16 protein-coding genes are annotated in these 18,189 nt (G+C 43.8%); 11 read left to right on the forward strand and 5 right to left on the reverse strand.

The genetic code is table 11. From position 1 onward, the window contains the following. Positions 1 to 40: 40 nt before the first annotated feature. Positions 41 to 2,296 carry an ATP-dependent Clp protease ATP-binding subunit ClpA gene (gene clpA / locus D104_RS34660; protein WP_024025268.1) on the reverse strand — a complete coding sequence of 752 codons (2,256 nt, stop codon included), beginning with the start codon at positions 2,294 to 2,296 and terminating at the stop codon, positions 41 to 43. A 20-nt stretch (positions 2,297 to 2,316) separates the two neighbouring features. Then, entirely contained in the window at positions 2,317 to 2,667 is a 351-nt protein-coding gene (gene clpS, locus D104_RS34665; RefSeq protein WP_024025269.1) for an ATP-dependent Clp protease adapter ClpS, read from the reverse strand. A gap of 316 nt (positions 2,668 to 2,983) precedes the next feature. Here clpS and D104_RS34670 point away from each other — a divergent pair, with 316 nt between their 5' ends. The 6 genes from D104_RS34670 to D104_RS34690 all read left to right on the forward strand — a co-directional run bounded on the left by D104_RS34670 (position 2,984) and on the right by D104_RS34690 (position 8,791). Further along, positions 2,984 to 3,241, forward strand: coding sequence for a cold-shock protein (locus D104_RS34670; protein ID WP_024025270.1), 258 nt, complete (start codon positions 2,984 to 2,986; stop codon positions 3,239 to 3,241). Between the two features lie 128 nt (positions 3,242 to 3,369). Beyond that, positions 3,370 to 4,080 carry a pseudouridine synthase gene (locus D104_RS34675; protein WP_024025271.1) on the forward strand — a complete coding sequence of 237 codons (711 nt, stop codon included), beginning with the start codon at positions 3,370 to 3,372 and terminating at the stop codon, positions 4,078 to 4,080. Then, positions 4,016 to 4,426 carry an NUDIX domain-containing protein gene (locus D104_RS0119115; protein WP_031215312.1) on the forward strand — a complete coding sequence of 137 codons (411 nt, stop codon included), beginning with the start codon at positions 4,016 to 4,018 and terminating at the stop codon, positions 4,424 to 4,426. The genes D104_RS34675 and D104_RS0119115 overlap by 65 nt, the downstream gene beginning before the upstream one ends. Positions 4,427 to 4,495: 69 nt before the next feature. Further along, positions 4,496 to 5,617, forward strand: a complete 1,122-nt coding sequence (gene mnmA / locus D104_RS34680) for a tRNA 2-thiouridine(34) synthase MnmA (protein WP_036201431.1) — start codon at positions 4,496 to 4,498, stop codon at positions 5,615 to 5,617. Positions 5,618 to 5,662: 45 nt separating this feature from the next. Beyond that, on the forward strand, positions 5,663 to 6,292 hold the full coding sequence (gene hflD, locus D104_RS34685) for a high frequency lysogenization protein HflD (RefSeq protein ID WP_024025274.1): 630 nt from the start codon (positions 5,663 to 5,665) through the stop codon (positions 6,290 to 6,292). 279 nt (positions 6,293 to 6,571) lie between these two features. Next, a complete protein-coding gene (locus D104_RS34690; protein WP_024025275.1) occupies positions 6,572 to 8,791 on the forward strand; it encodes an NADP-dependent isocitrate dehydrogenase in 2,220 nt (739 codons plus the stop codon). Positions 8,792 to 8,946: 155 nt separating this feature from the next. On the opposite strand, the gene D104_RS0119120 is transcribed toward D104_RS34690, so the two are convergent. Beyond that, positions 8,947 to 10,548 carry a methyl-accepting chemotaxis protein gene (locus D104_RS0119120; RefSeq protein ID WP_024025276.1) on the reverse strand — a complete coding sequence of 534 codons (1,602 nt, stop codon included), beginning with the start codon at positions 10,546 to 10,548 and terminating at the stop codon, positions 8,947 to 8,949. 272 nt (positions 10,549 to 10,820) lie between these two features. On the opposite strand from D104_RS0119120, the gene purB reads away from it, so the two are divergent. The 3 genes from purB (at position 10,821) to D104_RS34705 (ending at position 13,952) form a co-directional block, all read left to right on the forward strand. Continuing rightward, entirely contained in the window at positions 10,821 to 12,194 is a 1,374-nt protein-coding gene (gene purB, locus D104_RS34695; protein WP_024025277.1) for an adenylosuccinate lyase, read from the forward strand. Between the two features lie 138 nt (positions 12,195 to 12,332). Further along, positions 12,333 to 13,526 carry a cupin domain-containing protein gene (locus D104_RS34700; protein WP_024025278.1) on the forward strand — a complete coding sequence of 398 codons (1,194 nt, stop codon included), beginning with the start codon at positions 12,333 to 12,335 and terminating at the stop codon, positions 13,524 to 13,526. 9 nt (positions 13,527 to 13,535) lie between these two features. After that, positions 13,536 to 13,952, forward strand: coding sequence for a GNAT family N-acetyltransferase (locus tag D104_RS34705; RefSeq protein ID WP_024025279.1), 417 nt, complete (start codon positions 13,536 to 13,538; stop codon positions 13,950 to 13,952). 29 nt (positions 13,953 to 13,981) lie between these two features. Here D104_RS34705 and D104_RS34710 read toward each other — a convergent pair whose 3' ends face one another. After that, positions 13,982 to 14,881: a LysR family transcriptional regulator gene (locus tag D104_RS34710; protein ID WP_024025280.1), complete on the reverse strand. Its 900-nt coding sequence runs from the start codon at positions 14,879 to 14,881 to the stop codon at positions 13,982 to 13,984. A gap of 166 nt (positions 14,882 to 15,047) precedes the next feature. Between D104_RS34710 and D104_RS34715 the strand changes: the two genes are divergently transcribed. After that, complete coding sequence (locus tag D104_RS34715; protein WP_024025281.1) at positions 15,048 to 16,466, forward strand: coniferyl aldehyde dehydrogenase; 1,419 nt, start codon at positions 15,048 to 15,050, stop codon at positions 16,464 to 16,466. A gap of 135 nt (positions 16,467 to 16,601) precedes the next feature. Here the strand turns inward: D104_RS34715 and D104_RS34720 are convergent, their stop codons facing one another. Then, positions 16,602 to 17,222 carry an FKBP-type peptidyl-prolyl cis-trans isomerase gene (locus D104_RS34720; protein WP_024025282.1) on the reverse strand — a complete coding sequence of 207 codons (621 nt, stop codon included), beginning with the start codon at positions 17,220 to 17,222 and terminating at the stop codon, positions 16,602 to 16,604. Positions 17,223 to 17,661: 439 nt separating this feature from the next. Between D104_RS34720 and D104_RS34730 the strand changes: the two genes are divergently transcribed. Beyond that, the gene (locus D104_RS34730) at positions 17,662 to 18,144 is read left to right on the forward strand and encodes a universal stress protein (RefSeq protein ID WP_024025284.1); all 483 of its coding nucleotides are present in this window, start codon (positions 17,662 to 17,664) and stop codon (positions 18,142 to 18,144) included. The last annotated feature ends 45 nt before the right edge of the window (positions 18,145 to 18,189 follow it).

An 18,189-nucleotide genomic window follows, 5' to 3' on the forward strand; every position in this document is an offset into this window, starting at 1 on the left:
ACACTGTCCGGTTTTTTTATGTCTAGCAATTGCATTAAGCTTAATGGACAACCGCTTCTTTTATTACTTCAAACTTCAGTTCGTCACTTTTTTCATCTAAAGACACTTTTACATGACCACCATCGTTCAGATCCCCAAAGAGTATCTGATCTGCCAATGGCTTCTTCAGGTGCTCCTGAATGACGCGAGCCATCGGACGGGCACCCATTTGACGATCGTAGCCTTTATTCGCCAACCAGCCTCGTGCTGTGTCTGAGACCTCAAGAAGGACGCCTTTCGGATCCAACTGAGCTTGTAACTCCACCAAAAACTTATCAACCACATTAAAGATAATGCGCTCATCCAATTGCTGAAACTGAATCACTGCATCAAGACGGTTTCTAAATTCTGGCGTAAAGGTTCGATTTATCACCTCCATACCGTCTGTCGAATTGTCCTGACTGGAGAAACCAATAGATCGACGAGCCAATTCTTCTGCGCCTGCATTTGACGTCATAACCAAAATCACATTACGGAAGTCCGCTTTGCGACCATTGTTGTCGGTCAAGGTACCGTGATCCATCACCTGCAAAAGCAAATTAAAGACTTCTGGATGCGCCTTTTCTATTTCATCAAGCAATACAACACTATGAGGGTTCTTAGTGACCGCTTCTGTTAACAAACCACCTTGATCAAAACCTACATAACCTGGTGGCGCACCAATCAAGCGAGAAACCGCATGACGCTCCATGTATTCAGACATGTCAAAACGAATCAACTCAAGCCCCAATTGCTTGGCCAGCTGCTTTGTCACTTCGGTTTTACCTACACCTGTTGGCCCTGCCATCAAGAAGGAGCCTATTGGCTTTTCTTCTGCTTTCAGGCCAGCACGAGAGAGTTTAATCGCCGCAGAGAGTGAATTAATGGCATTATCCTGCCCGAAGACCACCATTTTCAGGTTGCGCTCTAGGTTTGATAACACTTGTCTATCATCAGAATTAACCGCCCTAACAGGCACTCTCGCAATCTTAGAAACAATATCTTCGATATCCGCAACCGTGATCACTGATTTACGTTTGCCTTCAGGCTGTAGGCGCTGATAAGCGCCTGCTTCATCAATCACATCGATCGCTTTGTCAGGCATATGACGATCTGTCACATAGCGCTGAGCAAGCTCCGCTGCCGCTAATAATGCAGGCTCTTCATATTTAACTTTATGGTGCTCTTCAAACGCGCCAATGATGCCTTTCAAGATCTGGTAGGTGTCATCCACACTTGGTTCGTTCACATCGATTTTTTGAAAACGACGCGCAAGTGCATGATCTTTTTCGAACACGCCACGAAACTCTTGGAATGTTGTCGAGCCAATACAGCGTAACCCGCCAGAACTCAACACAGGTTTAAGCAGATTAGAGGCATCCATTACGCCGCCCGATGCCGCACCAGCACCAATGATGGTGTGAATTTCATCGATAAACAAAATAGCGTTAGGAAGCTTCTTCAACTCACCCAAAAGCTGTTTTAGCCGTTTTTCAAAATCACCACGGTATTTCGTTCCGGCCAGCAACGCCCCCAGATCCAATGAGTAAACAATGCCATCCGCAATAACATCTGGTACCTGCCCATCGACAATACGCTTCGCTAAACCTTCAGCAATGGCGGTTTTACCTACGCCCGATTCACCAACAAGCAAAGGGTTGTTTTTACGACGACGAGACAACGTTTGTATAACACGCTCGACTTCGTATTCACGACCGATTAATTTGTCGATTTTACCGGCTTTGGCTTCTTCATTTAGGTTTGTCGCGAATTTTTGCAGCGGCGCTGTTGTTGTGTCTTCCGCTTCATCTTCTTGATCCATATCCTGAGAAGATGCTTCACCTGTTTTTGAAATACCATGCGCAACAAAATTGACAACATCAATACGCGCCACGCCATGCCGTTTTAGCAGGTAGACGGTCTGGCTTTCTTGCTCACTGAAAATAGCCACCAGAACATTAGCGCCGGTAACTTCACGCTTACCAGAAGATTGAACATGAAAAACAGCACGCTGTAATACGCGCTGAAAGCCTAATGTGGGCTGAACTTCACGCTCATCATCGTCTTCAGGAATCAGTGGCGTTGTACTATCAACAAACTCTTCTAACTCCTTGCTCAATATATCTAAACTTACACCACATGCTTTTAGAACGCTTGAGGCAGCGTCATTTTCGATAAGAGCTAATAACAAATGCTCTACTGTCATGAATTCATGGCGTTTGTCGCGCGCCGCTTTGAACGCTGTATTTAGGGTTTGCTCTAGTTCTTTATCTAACATTGCTATTCCCTCACTCTGAATCAGTCAACCTTTTGTAGGTCGCACATTAAGGGGTGCTCATTTTGTTCCACGAACTGTTGTACCATTGCCACTTTCGTTTCAGCAATATCAAAAGGGTAAATTCCGCAAACACCTTTCCCCTTTGTATGTACTTCTAACATGACCTGATTGGCCTTTTCCCCTTCCATAGAAAAAAAACGCTGTAAAATAAATACGACAAAATCCATTGGCGTATAATCATCATTGAATAAAACAACTTGATACATGGATGGCGGCTTCAATTCCGTTTCTTCAGGTGCAATCGCAATATTCGAATGCCCGTGCTGCTCATCATCTTCTGATACTAGTCTAATTTGCTGATCTACAATCATCCCATGCCTCTGAGGCTACATTTTTTCACATAACTTGCCAATTCTGACTCATTACTACTCATATACAACATCTAATACGTTACAGATTACCACTTGAATTTTACAAATACCAAAACGCCTTCTACGCTTTTATTGGGGCAATCAAATGTGCAATCAATGTTTATGTCATAAAATTCTATCATTGATTGGTCATAAACAATTTGGACCTATTTAGCAATCTACGATATCCGGGCTATGTTTATAAGGTGCCTGAGATAATCATTACTCATTTTAGATGACACAGGCAAACACCGACTGAGTGGATAAGGAGTAACTCATGCATCACGGATCAGTGAAGTGGTTTAATAACGCGAAAGGCTATGGGTTCATTGTATCAGAAGATTTTAATGAAGATTTATTCATTCATTATTCTGCCATCAATGTTGAAGGATACAAAACGCTGAAAGCGGGCCAAGCGGTCACGTTTGAAACGGAACCTGGCGAAAGAGGTCTGCACGCCATCGACATAAACCCGATCATCAGCCAAGAAAAGGAAGAGATTCAAGAAGAAAACCAAAACACTCAACCCGCCTAATAATAAGTTGCATCGCTATCCAAGCTTGAATTTGTTATCTTACGCCTCTTAAATGAGGGGTAAGATGCAATCGCTTAGCGTCGTTTTTTTCACCCTATAACGACACAATCAGACCATACATTAGACGCATGACCTCCAACTTAATTTTATTTAATAAACCATTCCGTGTACTTAGCCAATTTTCTGCTGAAGGTGATAAATCAACGCTCGCAGAGTACATTGATTCACCCAATTTTTACCCCGCTGGGCGACTAGACTTCGATTCAGAAGGGTTATTGTTGCTCACAAATAAAGGCGCCTTACAACACGTCATTGCCTCACCTGATTTTAAACTCCCCAAAACCTATTGGGTTCAAGTAGAAGGGGAAATATCAGACGCAGCGCTAGAACAACTTAGGCAAGGCATAGAATTAAAAGATGGGCTAACAAAGCCAGCACACGCGGAGAGAATCAGCACGCCTGATGTCTGGGAGCGAACACCTGCTGTTCGGCACAGAGAGAACATTCCAACCAGTTGGTTATCCTTACAAATTCGCGAAGGCAAAAATCGACAAGTGCGTCGAATGACCGCCGCCGTTGGCTTTCCAACCCTGAGATTAATTCGCTACGCCATTGGCCCATACACACTCGACGACACACCTGTCGGTCAATGGGTGCATATTGAGCCAACCGAACCGCTATTACACGAGGTTACTCAATTTGAAGAACAACGAAAGAGAAAGACTTCCTCACCTCACCGTCGCAGCGCTGGTAAAACAGGGCAGCCGGTTTCTAATGATAAAGGAATGGCAAGACGACCAACTCGTCCTAAATCAACCAGCCGGACACATCGAAAATAACGAAAGCGCAGTCGATGCGGTGATTCGAGAAACACTGGAAGAATCAGGCTGGCTTGTTAAACCAGTTGGCTTACTTGGCATGTACGCATTCACGCCTTTTGAAGGTGCTGACACGTATCACCGTCTGTGTTTTTTATGCGAACCAATAAAACAGGCCACTCTTGAGCTTGATCCAGATATTGTATCGAGCCATTGGCTTAGCCATGAAGAAATACTTACACTCCCTCATCGCAGCCCATTAATAAAAACCTGCATTGAAGATTCGCTTCGCAACCCCATTATACCGTTATCCTTTATTTCTGATCAGTTTCTTCACCCTATCGATAAAGAGAAAGTGATACAATAACAGCAATTAAATTCATCTGAGGCCATGCCTCTTCGCTTTGCGAAAATAACAGTCGAGAAACAGCAGCACATGAAAGAAAGTCCTATTGCGAACAACGCAAACAGCTCAAAAAAAGTCATTGTCGGCATGTCTGGCGGTGTTGATTCCTCTGTATCTGCACTCATTCTGATGCAGCAGGGTTATCAGGTTGAAGGCCTTTTCATGAAGAACTGGGACGAAGACGATGGAACAGAATACTGCACAGCCATAGACGACTTAGCCGACGCCCAAGCGGTATCGGATAAACTAGGCATCAAACTCCATACCGCTAACTTTGCGTCGGAATATTGGGACAATGTGTTCGAGCACTTCCTAGAAGAATACAAAGCAGGCAGAACACCAAACCCTGACATTCTATGCAACAAAGAAATCAAGTTTAAAGCCTTTCTTGAATACGCCTTAGCACTCAATGCAGACTACATTGCAACGGGGCATTACGTCCGTCGCGGTGAAAAGGACGGAGAACCGTTATTACTTAAAGGCTTAGACGGCAACAAAGATCAGAGTTACTTTTTGTACGCCGTAGGCAAAGATGAAATAGCCAAAACCCTCTTCCCTGTTGGCGAACTGGAAAAAACAGAAGTACGACGCTTAGCCGAAGAGTTTGGGCTTATCACGCACAATAAAAAAGACAGCACAGGAATATGCTTTATCGGCGAACGCCGCTTCAAAGACTTCTTAGAGCAATATTTGCCCGCACAACCTGGTGATATTGAAACATTGGATGGCGACAAAATCGCACGTCACCATGGTTTGATGTATCACACAATTGGCCAGCGACAAGGCTTAGGCATTGGCGGTTTAGCCAAATATTCAGACGATCCATGGTATGTGGTTGAAAAAGACCTTGAGCGCAACGTGCTCGTGGTTACTCAAGGAGGACAACATGAGTCCTTATTTAAAACGCATCTCATTGCCGACAACTTCGACTGGGTTGCACGGACGAAACCAACACTACCATTAACCTGTAAAGCGAAGTGCCGTTACCGTCAACCAGACCAAGACTGCACCATTTACGAATTAGCGGACGGTCGTATTGAAGTCTCTTTTACAGAACCACAACGCGCGATAACACCTGGTCAATCTGTTGTTTTCTACCTAGACGATCTATGTTTAGGTGGCGGTATTATTAATGCCGCTTTCAACAAATAATTCATTGAAAGCCCATAATTTAAACGTGGTTGAGAGAAAAGAAACGTGAGTAGTCGAGAAAAAGAGCAAACGATCGCCCTATCCGCTGTATTTCAAGCCGCAGAATTGGTGTCTATTCTAGCCAAAACTGGTCAAGTGGATAACGCCAGCTTACAGCCTATGCTAGACAGCATTTTAATGTTAAACGCGAACACAACTGAAGACATATATGGTGGCCAATGGGATTGTCCGAGTAACTTAGCACTCGGCAGAAAAATAGCCCGACAAGCTCTAGGAAAAGAACGCAGTAGCGTCAATCCTGATACATTGAGATACGCACTTAGCTTAATACATCTTGAAAATAAATTGTCTAAAGCACCCGACATGCTATCAACCATTGGCCAAAAAATATCTCAAATTGAACAAAAAAAAGCGCATTACGACAGCGTATTACACGAAAACATGATCGCGTCGATTTCTGGCATGTATCAGGATACGTTAAGCAAACTGTCCTTCCGTATTCAAGTACACGGCGACAGCCGATTTTTACAACAACCACACATTTCCAATCAAGTTCGAGCCATACTAATGGCGGGTATTCGTGCCGCGATGTTATGGCGACAACTTGGTGGTAAGCGCTGGCATTTGATCTTTAAAAGAAAAGCATTACTAAATGCACTAGAATCACGTAATTAATAATATAAAAAAGGCCTTATGGCCTTTTTTATTGTTTGGTATTGAACATTCACGTGAGCCAAAATCAGCAATAGAAAAAAATAGATAATACGAGAATAACTGACATCAATTTTGAGTATATTTTAGAGCCGATATCTCTACCTTGGTTTTTTAGGTAATATATCGACCAAAATTTTATCCTGCGAACGAATTTTTGTTGCGTAAATTTAATAGGGAATGACGGCTATAAAGTCATCTTCGATCCAATGGGCAAACAGCCTGAAATGTTAGGGGAATTACATGTCGAAACAAACCATTTATTACACGTTGACGGATGAAGCACCAGCACTCGCTACATCGTCTTTGCTTCCTATCTTTAGCGCTTTCGCAAAAGAAGCCGATATCGAACTTGAACTGACTGATATTTCTTTGGCAAGCCGTATCCTTGCGTCTTTCTCTGACCTTCTCCCTGCTGACAAGCAAGTGGAAGATGGCCTTAAGTTTTTAGGTGACCTAACCGCTTCACCAGAAGCCAACATCGTAAAACTGCCTAACATCAGCGCCTCTTTACCACAGCTTAACGCCGCAATTAAAGAACTTAACGCGCAAGGCTACGGACTTCCTGAATACCCAGAAAACCCAAAAACAGACGAAGAAAAAGACGTTCTAGCGCGTTATTCAAAAGTACTTGGCTCTGCTGTAAACCCTGTTTTACGTCAAGGCAACTCTGATCGTCGCGCGCCAGCAGCCGTAAAAGGCTTCGCTCGTAAAAATCCACATTCAATGGGTAAATGGAGCAAAACGTCTGTCTCACACGCAGATTACATGCGCGATGGCGACTTCTACTCTTCCGAGCAGTCCGTCACTATGGACTCCGCTCAAACGGTTAACATCGAATTTGTCGGTAAAGACGGTTCAGTTGAAGTGAAAAAATCATTGCCGTTAATTGCTGGTGAAATCCTAGACAGCATGAACATCAGCTGCACGAAACTTCGTGCCTTCTTTGAAGCGTCTCTTCAAGAAGCAAAAGCGGACAACATCATGTGGTCTGTACACTTAAAAGCCACCATGATGAAAGTATCGCACCCAATCGTATTTGGTCACGCGGTAACGGTTTTCTATAAAGACGTTTTCGAAAAATACAGCGAATTGTTTAAAGAAATCGGCGTAAACCCAAACAACGGTTTAGGCAGCGTATACGATAAAATCAAAACACTTCCAGAAGCGAAACAAGCAGAAATCAAACAAGCCATTGAAGACGTTTACAACACACGTCCAGAATTGGCGATGGTTGATTCAGACAAAGGCATCACCAACCTACACGTACCAAGTGATGTTATCGTTGATGCATCTATGCCAGCGATGATTCGTAACTCTGGTAAAATGTGGGGTCGTGACGGAAAAGCACATGACGCTAAAGCCGTTATCCCAGACAGCACTTACGCTCGTATTTACCAAGAAACCATCAACTTCTGTAAAACCAATGGCGCATTTGATCCAGTAACAATGGGTACGGTTCCAAACGTTGGTTTGATGGCGCAAAAAGCAGAAGAATACGGTTCTCACGATAAGACATTCGAAATCGCAGCCGCTGGCACCATGCGTATTGTTGATGCTCAAGGCAACGTTCTAATGCAGCACGCAGTAGAGAAAGGCGATATCTGGCGTGCATGTCAAACCAAAGACGCACCAATCCGCGACTGGGTTAAACTGGGCGTTACTCGTGCTCGTCAATCTGACACACCTGCTGTTTTCTGGTTAGAAGAAGAACGTCCACACGACAACGAACTTCGTAAAAAAGTGCAAACTTACCTAAAAGATCACGACACAAATGGTCTAGACATTCGCATCATGACGTACAACGAAGCGATCCGTTTCTCTATGGAACGCATCATTCGTGGTCTCGATACCATCTCTGTAACCGGTAACATTCTTCGTGATTACCTAACAGACTTGTTCCCAATCTTGGAATTGGGTACTTCTGCGAAAATGCTGTCTATCGTTCCAATGCTAGAAGGCGGCGGCATGTATGAAACAGGCGCGGGTGGCTCTGCTCCTAAGCACGTTCAACAGCTTATGGAAGAAAACCACCTTCGTTGGGATTCTCTTGGTGAGTTCTTAGCGGTGGCCGTTTCGTTTGAAGAGCTTGGTATCAAGAACAACAACGAGAAAGCAAAAATCCTTGCTAAGTGCCTAGACAAAGCAACCGGTAAATTGCTAGACACCAACAAGTCTCCTTCTCGTAAAGCAGGTGAACTAGACAACCGTGGTAGCCATTTCTACCTAGCTATGTACTGGTCTCAAGAATTGGCCGCTCAAACTGAAAACGCGGAATTAGCGGCTAAGTTTGCACCGTTGGCGACAGTATTAACGGCGAATGAAGACGCCATCGTTGCTGAACTTGCTGCAGTACAAGGCAAGCCTGCCGGCCTATCTGGTTACTACAATGTTGACCTTGATGCGGTAGAAAAAGTAATGCGTCCAAGCGCGACTTTCAACCAAGCTTTGGCTACGCTTTAATTTACTAAAGCATAAAAAAACAAATAAAAAGCCCGAGCAACAATCTTGTTGCTCGGGCTTTTTCGTTTTATAAAAGTCGTTTACTTCTTATCTCTTAATTTCAATAATCATGGGTAAAAAAATGGCGAAGCATACTCGACGCTTCGCCTTGTTTGCTAAACTTTAAAACTAGATATTAAACCAGACAAAGCATTTGATTGAGTCAGTACTTGTTCGGCTGCTAAATTTGATTGCTCGGCATTATTGCTTGTTAATTCCGCTTCATCTCGGATAGAGCGAATACGTGCATCAATATTTTCTGATGCCGCAGACTGCTTCTCCATCGCCGAAGCAATTTCAATAGCCATCGCGGAAATATTACTCATAGACGATGTGATTTTATGCAGTGCTTCACTTGCTTGCTTAGACTGCGTCACACTCTGCTCTGCTTGCTGTTTACTCACTTCCATTACTTGCACTGCATCACGAGAGCCTGTTTGTAGCTGAGTGATCATTTGTTGAATCTGTTCTGTAGATTCTTGTGTTCTCTGTGCCAGCGTTCTTACTTCATCTGCAACGACCGCAAAACCACGACCTTGCTCACCCGCTCTTGCTGCTTCAATTGCTGCGTTCAAAGCAAGTAAGTTAGTTTGATCGGCAATACCACGTATTACATCAAGAATACTTCCTACGTCTGACGTATCTTTTTCGAGAGCCAATAGAACACTAGATGCCTTTTCAACACCTTTTGCTAACTCTTCAATAGAAGTCACACTCGTTTGTACAACAGCCTCAACATCTTTTGCAAAATCATCAGATTCTTTTGCCGCTTTTGCTGCTGCATCGGCACTATCGGCAACATGGCGAACTGTGGTTTGCATCTCCGCCACAACATCGGCAATACCAGAAGTTTCCTGCTGTAAGCTGGCCATACCAGTTCGCGTTTTATGTGACGCTACAATCATCTGTTCACCAGCAACAGACAACTGTATTGATTGCCCTTTCTGACTAATCATAAGCTCTTGAATACCCTTAATAAAAATATTAAAGCTAGAAGCAACAGAGGAAAGTTCATCTTTACCTTTTTCATCAAGACGAACGGTCAAGTCACGTTCACCTACAGAAATATTATGAAGAGAAGCTTCAAGAGTGTGTAAGTCAGGTAAAATACGACGGCGCAAAATAACAATAACACCCACAATAACGACACCAGAGATCAAACTACTGATCAAAGATAAAAACTCAGCATCTTGAATCGCTTCAATAGAAACATCTGCACTGCTATTAAGACTTTCAGATAATTCATTAGCAATTTTTTCCAGTGAATCAGCCAACAGTGTCGACTCATCATCTAAACCGCCAGGACCTTTCATTAGGTCATTACCCGCTTCTGTGCCTTCGTTGATATATGCAGTAGCCATCACTCGGCCTGCATCATATACCTTTTGAAGCTGCTGTTTTAAACCATCAACTTCTTTATTGTATTCTGGGAGAATTTGCGCCAATTCGTTAAGGCTATTCATAGCACCGTCTAAACTTTCATCCGCTTCTGGCAAAGCATCATCGCCTCGTGTTGCTCCCATATCAGTCAAAAATTGCTGCACTTGAACCACATAATAACGTGCGTCTTTTATTGCCGAAACGGCATCGGCTAAAACAACTTCATGACGAATCAATTCTTCATTATGCTTTAAACTACTCTGCGTAATATAGTAAAGAGTAGACAAAGCGATAAGCACGATGATTATGGCCAAGTTTATAATGCGACTAATTTTCATATGAGATTCTTTCCTGATAAAACAACAATAAGGAGGGGTTATTCAAAAATTCAATATTGTCCGTATCATACAATCGAGTAAGGCAAAAAGTGTGAATATTTACAAAAAAATACCAAGCTTTTTTTAAAATTAATTCATATCAATAAAAAGGCTAAAAAATGACGGTATTAAAACCGCTGTAAAGGTTCAAATTCCCAGACTTTCATAGCAGTAACCACCTCTTTTGCCTATAATAGCCGCTCCCTGAAAACCATGTTCGAGGCGTTATCTCAATGGAACTAACTAGCTTAAATGCAATTTCCCCTATCGACGGTCGTTACGGATCGAAAACGGACGTATTACGTCGCTCTGTGAGCGAGTACGGTTTGCTACGTATGCGAGTCATAGTCGAAGTTCGCTGGCTACAGGCTCTTGCCAAACACCCACAAATTATTGAAGTTCCTGCTCTTAGCGCTCAAGCAAGCGCCGTTTTAGACCAACTTGCAGATAACTTTAGCGAAGCCGATGCTCAAGCGATTAAAGACATTGAGAAAACAACGAACCACGATGTCAAAGCGGTTGAATATTTCATCAAAAACAAAATGGCGGACAATGCAGAATTAGCAGCCATTTCTGAATTTGTTCACTTTGCTTGTACATCAGAAGACATCAACAACTTGTCTCACGCTCTGATGCTTCGTGAAGCGCTTGAGGAAGGCATTACTCCAGAGCTTAAAAACGTCATCACGGCAATTCAAGACTTAGCTATTGAGCACGCAGAGCAGCCTATGTTGTCGCGTACACACGGTCAAACAGCATCGCCATCTACTGTTGGTAAAGAAATGGCCAACGTAGCCGCTCGCCTTAGCCGTCAGCTAAAGCAAATTGAAAACGTTGAATTTTTAGGCAAAATCAATGGCGCAGTGGGCAACTACAACGCACACCTTTCTGCTTACCCAGACGTGGATTGGCAAGCGCATGCAGAAGCGTTTGTTACCTCTTTAGGTTTGTCTTGGAACCCTTACACAACTCAAATCGAACCGCATGATTACATCGCGGAATTGTACGATGCAATCTGTCGCTTCAACACTATCTTGATCGATTTCGACCGTGATGTGTGGGGCTACATTTCCATGGGGTTCTTCAAGCAAAAAACCATTGCTGGCGAAATCGGTTCTTCTACTATGCCACATAAAGTAAACCCAATTGACTTCGAAAACTCCGAAGGCAACTTGGGCATTGCAAACGCCATCATGGGCCACTTAAGCGCGAAACTTCCGATCTCTCGCTGGCAGCGCGACCTAACAGACTCTACAGTTCTTCGTAACCTTGGTGTTGGTTTGGCACACAGCTTAATTGCTTATCAAGCAACATTGAAAGGCATCAGCAAATTGGAGATCAACGCGCCTCGCCTAAATGCAGATTTAGACAACGCATGGGAAGTCTTGGCTGAACCAATTCAAACGGTTATGCGTCGTTTTGGCATTGAATCTCCGTACGAAAAGCTAAAAGAGCTGACGCGTGGTCGCACGATTGACCAAGCGACAATTGAAGCCTTTGTTGATACGTTAGAAATGCCAGAACAAGCAAAAGCAGAACTTAAAAAACTGACACCGGCAACTTACATTGGTAACGCCGTTGCTCAAGCACAAGCCATTCGTAACTAATCTTTTTATAAAAGAAAGGGACGAATAAAGAGATATAAAAGAGCCGATTTATCGGCTCTTTTTGTCTTTCAAACGTGCTTAATTGATCAGAAAAAACATAAAACTATTCCTATTTTCTTTCATTTTTACGAGCCACATATGACAGATTTGAACACGCCTTTAACCCTTCTTGGTGGCATGACAGCACAAACGTTTCTTGATGAATACTGGCAGAAAAAACCGCTTTTAATACGTGCTGGATTAACCGATTTTGACGTGCCTTTGGACGCCGATGAATTGGCGGGCATGGCCATGGAAGAAGAAGTCGAGTCTCGTATTGTGATTGAAAATGGCAAAACGCCTTGGGAAACACAACAAGGCCCATTTGACGAAAACACCTTTTCAGCCTTGCCAGAAAAAGAGTGGACGTTGTTAATACAAGCTGTCGACCACTGGGTACCGGAAGTACAAAACCTAAAAGAACAATTTCAATTTTTACCAAGCTGGCGATTAGACGACGTGATGATCAGCTACGCAACCGAAGGCGGTAGCGTTGGCCCTCATTACGACCAATACGATGTCTTTCTTATTCAAGTCGCCGGTAAGCGTCGTTGGCAAGTGTTGGCTCCCGGCAACTATCAAGATTCCGCCATTCCCGATATTGCCTTGCACATATTGGATAACTTCAACGCCAATACGGAAATGGATTGGGAATTAGAGGCTGGTGACATTTTGTATTTACCGCCCAACTTTGCACACAATGGCCGTTCGCTAGACGATGACTGTATGACTTACTCCGTCGGGTTCCGCGCACCAAGCTTACAAGACGCATTAACCGGCATGCGCGATAAGTTATGCGAAACAATCAACGCGAAAGATCGCTTTGCACCGCCAGAAACGGGCAAACGCGAACACAGCGCACAAATCCATGCCGATGACATTGCCTACCTACAAACAGAACTCGCTCGCTTAATTAGTCAGCCTGACGCCTTAGCAAACTGGCTCGGTGAAACCATGAGCGAAAGTAAATACCCTGAGTTTTTAGCACCTTTGAACAATCAAGAGCTAACTGATGCATTTCAGAGCGCCAAGCAAGGGCAAACATTTATTCGTCCCGGCGACGCGCGCATTTGCTATTATCAATCCGAAGATACCAAAACAATCTCCGTGTTTTGTAATGGTGAAAGCATGGCGATTAACGCGGAACTCGCGTCATTCGTACAAGCCATCACAGACCAGATTGAATTTGACTTCTCAGGTCTAGATTTGAGTCAAAATGAGGACCTAGAACCCCTCGTACGCTTTCTCATTCGCCAACAAGGCATCATCGAACTTGTCGCGCCAGAAGAATAAGAGGACAACATGAAAGTATTAACATCCGACTGGAACAGCAGTAAAGACCAGCTCACATTCGTTCGTAAACAAGTCTTTATTATAGAGCAAGGCATCGACCCAAAAGACGAATGGGATGAGCACGATGAAGACGCGGTTCACTTTGTTTCTTTTGGCACAACCGCTGTTCCTACCGGAACCTGTCGATTAACGGAGAATGGACAAATCGCACGCTTAGCGGTTTTGCCTGCGTACCGCCATCAAGGTTACGGAGAAATGCTACTCAAGAAAGCCGTTAAAGTGGCCAGAGAAATGGGGATTAGAACCGTATTTTTACACGCACAGGTTGATGTACAAACCTTCTATGAAAAACAGAACTTTCATACCGATGGAAAAGTCTTCTTGGAAGCGGGAAAAATACACATCCGCATGGCCAGAGAAATTTAATCAAAGCCTTTGATGATAAAATAACGGCATTATTCTTCATCAAAGGCTGTGGTAAATTGTTTCAATAAAACCTCTTTCGCATGAGCAACCCTTGCTTGCCGTAACGCACTCGACGCCCAGATCAAATAATACTGCACCGTATTTGTTCCGATGGGTGCAGGAATCTCCATCAAATCTCCTTTTGCTATTTGCTCTTTACATAAAAACTCTGGCATGACGGTCCAACCGACGCCTTTAATGAGTAGATTACGCAAGGCTCGCAAATCTTGACTGACAACCGTCGGAATAATTTGCTCTGTTTTGATATGATTTTTTAATAACCATTTATCAATCAATGACAACTCAAGGTTATACGCGAGCAGCGGAGTATGGCAGATCGCATGAGTTAAATTGTCTGCGGTTATTAGCTGCTGCACAACAGATGGAGCGGCAACGGCCAGCACTTTACACGTCAAAAGAGTCTCACTTTGCAATCGGCTATCCGTCACAGCGTGTGCTGAAATACCAAGATCACAATGCCCTTCAAGCAGCATACTCGTGATCATTGGCCCATCGCCAGCATGCATTCTCACTCGAATTCCAGCCTCAATCAGAGGCAATAATTCGCCTGCTAATACTTCAGCCATAAAGTCAGCATGCCCAATAATTTGCAAAGCCCCCGCAACGCCCACAGAGCGAAACCTCGCTGAAGACAAGGCCGCTTCAGCAGCATCGAGCTTATCTCCAACATCCGCGGCCAATTCATCCGCCGCAGAGGTAGGAATAACCCCAATTGATTGACGCTCAAACAAAGGCCGGCCAACAGCCACTTCAAGTCCTGCAATATGTTGAGAAACCGCAGGCTGAGTGAGGTTCAATGAACGCGCGGCACCACTGATCGAACGCTGCCGATACACCTCAACAAAAGTACGTAAACGAGAAAGCGACATAAAACCCCATAAATATATTTATACCCCTAGCAAAATAGCATTGTTAGCGCCCCACCACTATAGGCGATTACTATAAACACATAGCAAATAAGAACGCATTAAGAGCACATCAATCGTGTCACACTGACGCTTTCAAAGATCATCCGAAATAAAAGAGGAATGGAGAATGACTTTATCAAACACGAAATCTAACCTGTTGACGACGCTAAATAGCATGAAGCAATGTCAGCTCACAACAGGCCCGGCTGACGCCAATTTACGCAAAGACCGCTTACAACGCAGTATCTTATTGATTAAAGAAAACCATCAAGCACTGAGCGAGGCAATGAACGCGGACTTTGGTCACCGAAGTATTTATCAGTCTTCTGTTGCCGACCTCGCCACCACAATAAAAATGCTGCAGTACTCTATTGATAACCTGTCAAATTGGATGAAAGACGAGCGCATTGAAGAGCCAGCACCTGGTGTACAAGCTTGGATCCAGCAACAACCTCTTGGGGTAATCGGTATTATTAGCCCTTGGAATTTTCCAATAAACCTTGCGTTCGGCCCTTTATCAGGCGTTTTTGCCGCAGGCAATACTGCAATGTTAAAACCTTCTGAATTGACACCAAAAACCTCGGCACTATTGGCAAAGTTAGTCAGCCATTACTTTGCGCCAGAAGAGCTTACGGTGATACTCGGTGATGCCGAGGTTGGACAGGCTTTTAGCTCACTTCCTTTCGATCACTTAGTCTTTACTGGCAGCACTGCCGTTGGTAAACATGTTATGCGCGCCGCGGCAGAAAACCTTGTTCCTGTAACGCTTGAGCTAGGTGGAAAATCCCCTGTAATGGTCGATGAAGATGCCGACATCGTTCAGGCGGCAGAGCGAACACTCACGATAAAAACCTTTAATGTTGGTCAAATCTGCCTTGCACCAGATTACATGCTAATGCCACAGGCAAAAGTCGACACCTTTGTTGAAGCGGCAAAAAGTGTTGTTCAAAACGGTTTTCCTTGCATGCAAAACAACGCCGATTACACCGCAATCATTAATGAGCGTCACTACCAACGCCTAATTGGTTTGCTTGAAGATGCCACGAACAAAGGCGCAACCGTCATCAGTCTTGCTCCACAAGGAGAGGTGCCCTACGACAAAACGAACCGCAAAATCGCCCCGCATTTGGTATTAAATGTCACCGACGACATGGCAATAATGCAGGAAGAAATCTTTGGCCCGTTGCTGCCAATTAAAACCTACTCTCAACCAGAGGAGGCGATAAACTACATTAATGCCAATCCACGCCCATTAGCGGCCTATTATTTTGGGAACAACTCACAACATCAGCACGCGTTTGCACACAGCACAACATCGGGCGGTTTAGTGATTAACGATGTAATGACTCACGTTTCCATTGAAAGCCTCCCCTTCGGTGGCGTTGGCCCTGCAGGAATGGGGGCTTATCACGGCGTTCATGGGTTTAGACGCTTCACTCATGCGAAAGCCGTGGTTTTACAAAGTGAAGATGGCGCTTCAAACCTAAGACTGCGGGCACCCTATCACGCGATGCAACCCGCGATTGAAGCATTTCTAAATAGCTAATTCTTCTCACTTTTAAGCAGCAACAAAAAATCGACATAAAAAAAGCGAGCCACCCCATCTGGAATGACTCGCTTTTTCATGCTTTCTTTCAAACGCTATTTTTTAATGCACTGCTTCGTAAACGACAGCGGTGAATTAAACAACAGCGATTAATTCAACATCAAACTGAAGAACAGAATGAGGTTGGATCATTGCACCAGCGCCTTGAGCACCGTACGCTAATTCAGCAGGAATCGTTAGACGGTATTTCGCGCCTTCTTTCATCAACTGAAGACCTTCTGTCCAACCAGCAATAACGCCAGTCAGTGGGAATTCAATTGGCTCGCCACGAGCAATAGAGCTATCAAATACTTGTCCGTCTGTTAAACGACCTTCGTAATGGACTCGAACGGTTGCTTCACGGCTTGGTGTTGCACCAGTACCTTCTTCAAGAACTTCAAACTGCAAACCACTTTCTGTTGACTGAACGCCATCTTTAGCTTTGTTTTCAGCAAGGAATGCTTCGCCCGCTTGCACTGTTTCTTCTGAAGCGGCGCGGCTTTTTTCTTCCATTTTTTGCTGTAATTCAGCAAAAGCGGTTTCTAGCTCTTCACCAGGAACGCGCATTTCTACACCGTTTAAAGCGTCTTCAATCGCAGCAAAAAGATGCGTTAGGGATAATTCACCAAGGTCGCTACCACGAAGTTGATCACCAATTTGACGACCAATGCCGTATGCGATTTTTGCTTCATTCGTGTCGAAAGACAGTTCTGACATGATTACACTCTCTTATTCATTGCCTAAAAAATTGAATGCACATCATAACATAGCCAGAATCTCAGAAGATATTCCGCACCCAAAATCTTACGAATCAAAATTTATCTATGAACGCCATAGATTTATTAAATGATATTCATTATCATCTAAGTGTTCGTTATTCATTTTGGAGCGCACCATGAAAACCAAGAACTATATTCCACAACCCCAAAGAGACAACAACGGCAAAAAATCGACAGACTACTGGGGAATGCTATTTGTTAGCTTTATCTTTTTGTCTTCAATAAGCTGCTTTTTATTCGCTAACAATATCGATCGGCAACCATCTCGCAGCGTATCCGACTCAGAGAAAGTCATAAGCAACCCGATGGTTGACCTAGATCAGAAAAGTAAAAGCTAAAAGGAATAAGCTGTAGGTACATAAAAAGAGGATCTTGTCATGCTACCTAAAATAAAGACTATTGTTTACGCTTGCGATTTAGAAAATCAAACACAATCTGCCATGGAGCTCGTCTTAAGTTTGGCCAAGACAAACCAAGCTAAGATAATTTTGATGCATGTCATGGAGCCGCTAAACACCCAAGCGTCCAACATGATTAATAATTACATTTCAGCAGAAGTCGTGGCTTCTATGCGTAAAGACGCACAAGAAGACATCCATACCCGAATGAAAACCATGCTGTCAGACTACATGACAAAATATGAAGATGAGCTCTCTGCTCTTGAGTTCCCGCCGGAAACATTAAGCGTAAGCGGTGTCCCTTCAGACTGTATTCAAGATACAGCAAAAGAACATAATGCTGACCTGATTGTTATGAACAGCAGAACACACAGTCGATTAGGCCAAATGATCTTAGGCTCTACAGCAAACAAGGTCATACACAGCAGCGCCATTCCTGTGCTCGTCGTACCAATAAAATAGCGCATTGCTCTAGCCACACTACCCTCTGTTAGATACACTTACTGT

Source organism: Marinomonas profundimaris, from assembly GCF_000508165.1.
Lineage (GTDB): Bacteria > Pseudomonadota > Gammaproteobacteria > Pseudomonadales > Marinomonadaceae > Marinomonas > Marinomonas profundimaris.

What these genes read in the sequence shown, in the direction of transcription:
- clpA (WP_024025268.1), bottom strand. Translation starts at nt 2,296, where the DNA reads ATGTTAGATAAAGAACTAGAGCAAACCCTAAATACAGCGTTCAAAGCG.
- D104_RS34730 (WP_024025284.1), top strand. Translation starts at nt 17,662, where the DNA reads ATGCTACCTAAAATAAAGACTATTGTTTACGCTTGCGATTTAGAAAAT.
- mnmA (WP_036201431.1), top strand. Translation starts at nt 4,496, where the DNA reads ATGAAAGAAAGTCCTATTGCGAACAACGCAAACAGCTCAAAAAAAGTC.
- D104_RS34670 (WP_024025270.1), top strand. Translation starts at nt 2,984, where the DNA reads ATGCATCACGGATCAGTGAAGTGGTTTAATAACGCGAAAGGCTATGGG.
- D104_RS34675 (WP_024025271.1), top strand. Translation starts at nt 3,370, where the DNA reads ATGACCTCCAACTTAATTTTATTTAATAAACCATTCCGTGTACTTAGC.
- D104_RS34690 (WP_024025275.1), top strand. Translation starts at nt 6,572, where the DNA reads ATGTCGAAACAAACCATTTATTACACGTTGACGGATGAAGCACCAGCA.
- purB (WP_024025277.1), top strand. Translation starts at nt 10,821, where the DNA reads ATGGAACTAACTAGCTTAAATGCAATTTCCCCTATCGACGGTCGTTAC.
- D104_RS34715 (WP_024025281.1), top strand. Translation starts at nt 15,048, where the DNA reads ATGACTTTATCAAACACGAAATCTAACCTGTTGACGACGCTAAATAGC.
- D104_RS34700 (WP_024025278.1), top strand. Translation starts at nt 12,333, where the DNA reads ATGACAGATTTGAACACGCCTTTAACCCTTCTTGGTGGCATGACAGCA.
- D104_RS34720 (WP_024025282.1), bottom strand. Translation starts at nt 17,222, where the DNA reads ATGTCAGAACTGTCTTTCGACACGAATGAAGCAAAAATCGCATACGGC.
- D104_RS34710 (WP_024025280.1), bottom strand. Translation starts at nt 14,881, where the DNA reads ATGTCGCTTTCTCGTTTACGTACTTTTGTTGAGGTGTATCGGCAGCGT.
- D104_RS0119120 (WP_024025276.1), bottom strand. Translation starts at nt 10,548, where the DNA reads ATGAAAATTAGTCGCATTATAAACTTGGCCATAATCATCGTGCTTATC.
- D104_RS34705 (WP_024025279.1), top strand. Translation starts at nt 13,536, where the DNA reads ATGAAAGTATTAACATCCGACTGGAACAGCAGTAAAGACCAGCTCACA.
- clpS (WP_024025269.1), bottom strand. Translation starts at nt 2,667, where the DNA reads ATGATTGTAGATCAGCAAATTAGACTAGTATCAGAAGATGATGAGCAG.
- D104_RS0119115 (WP_031215312.1), top strand. Translation starts at nt 4,016, where the DNA reads ATGATAAAGGAATGGCAAGACGACCAACTCGTCCTAAATCAACCAGCC.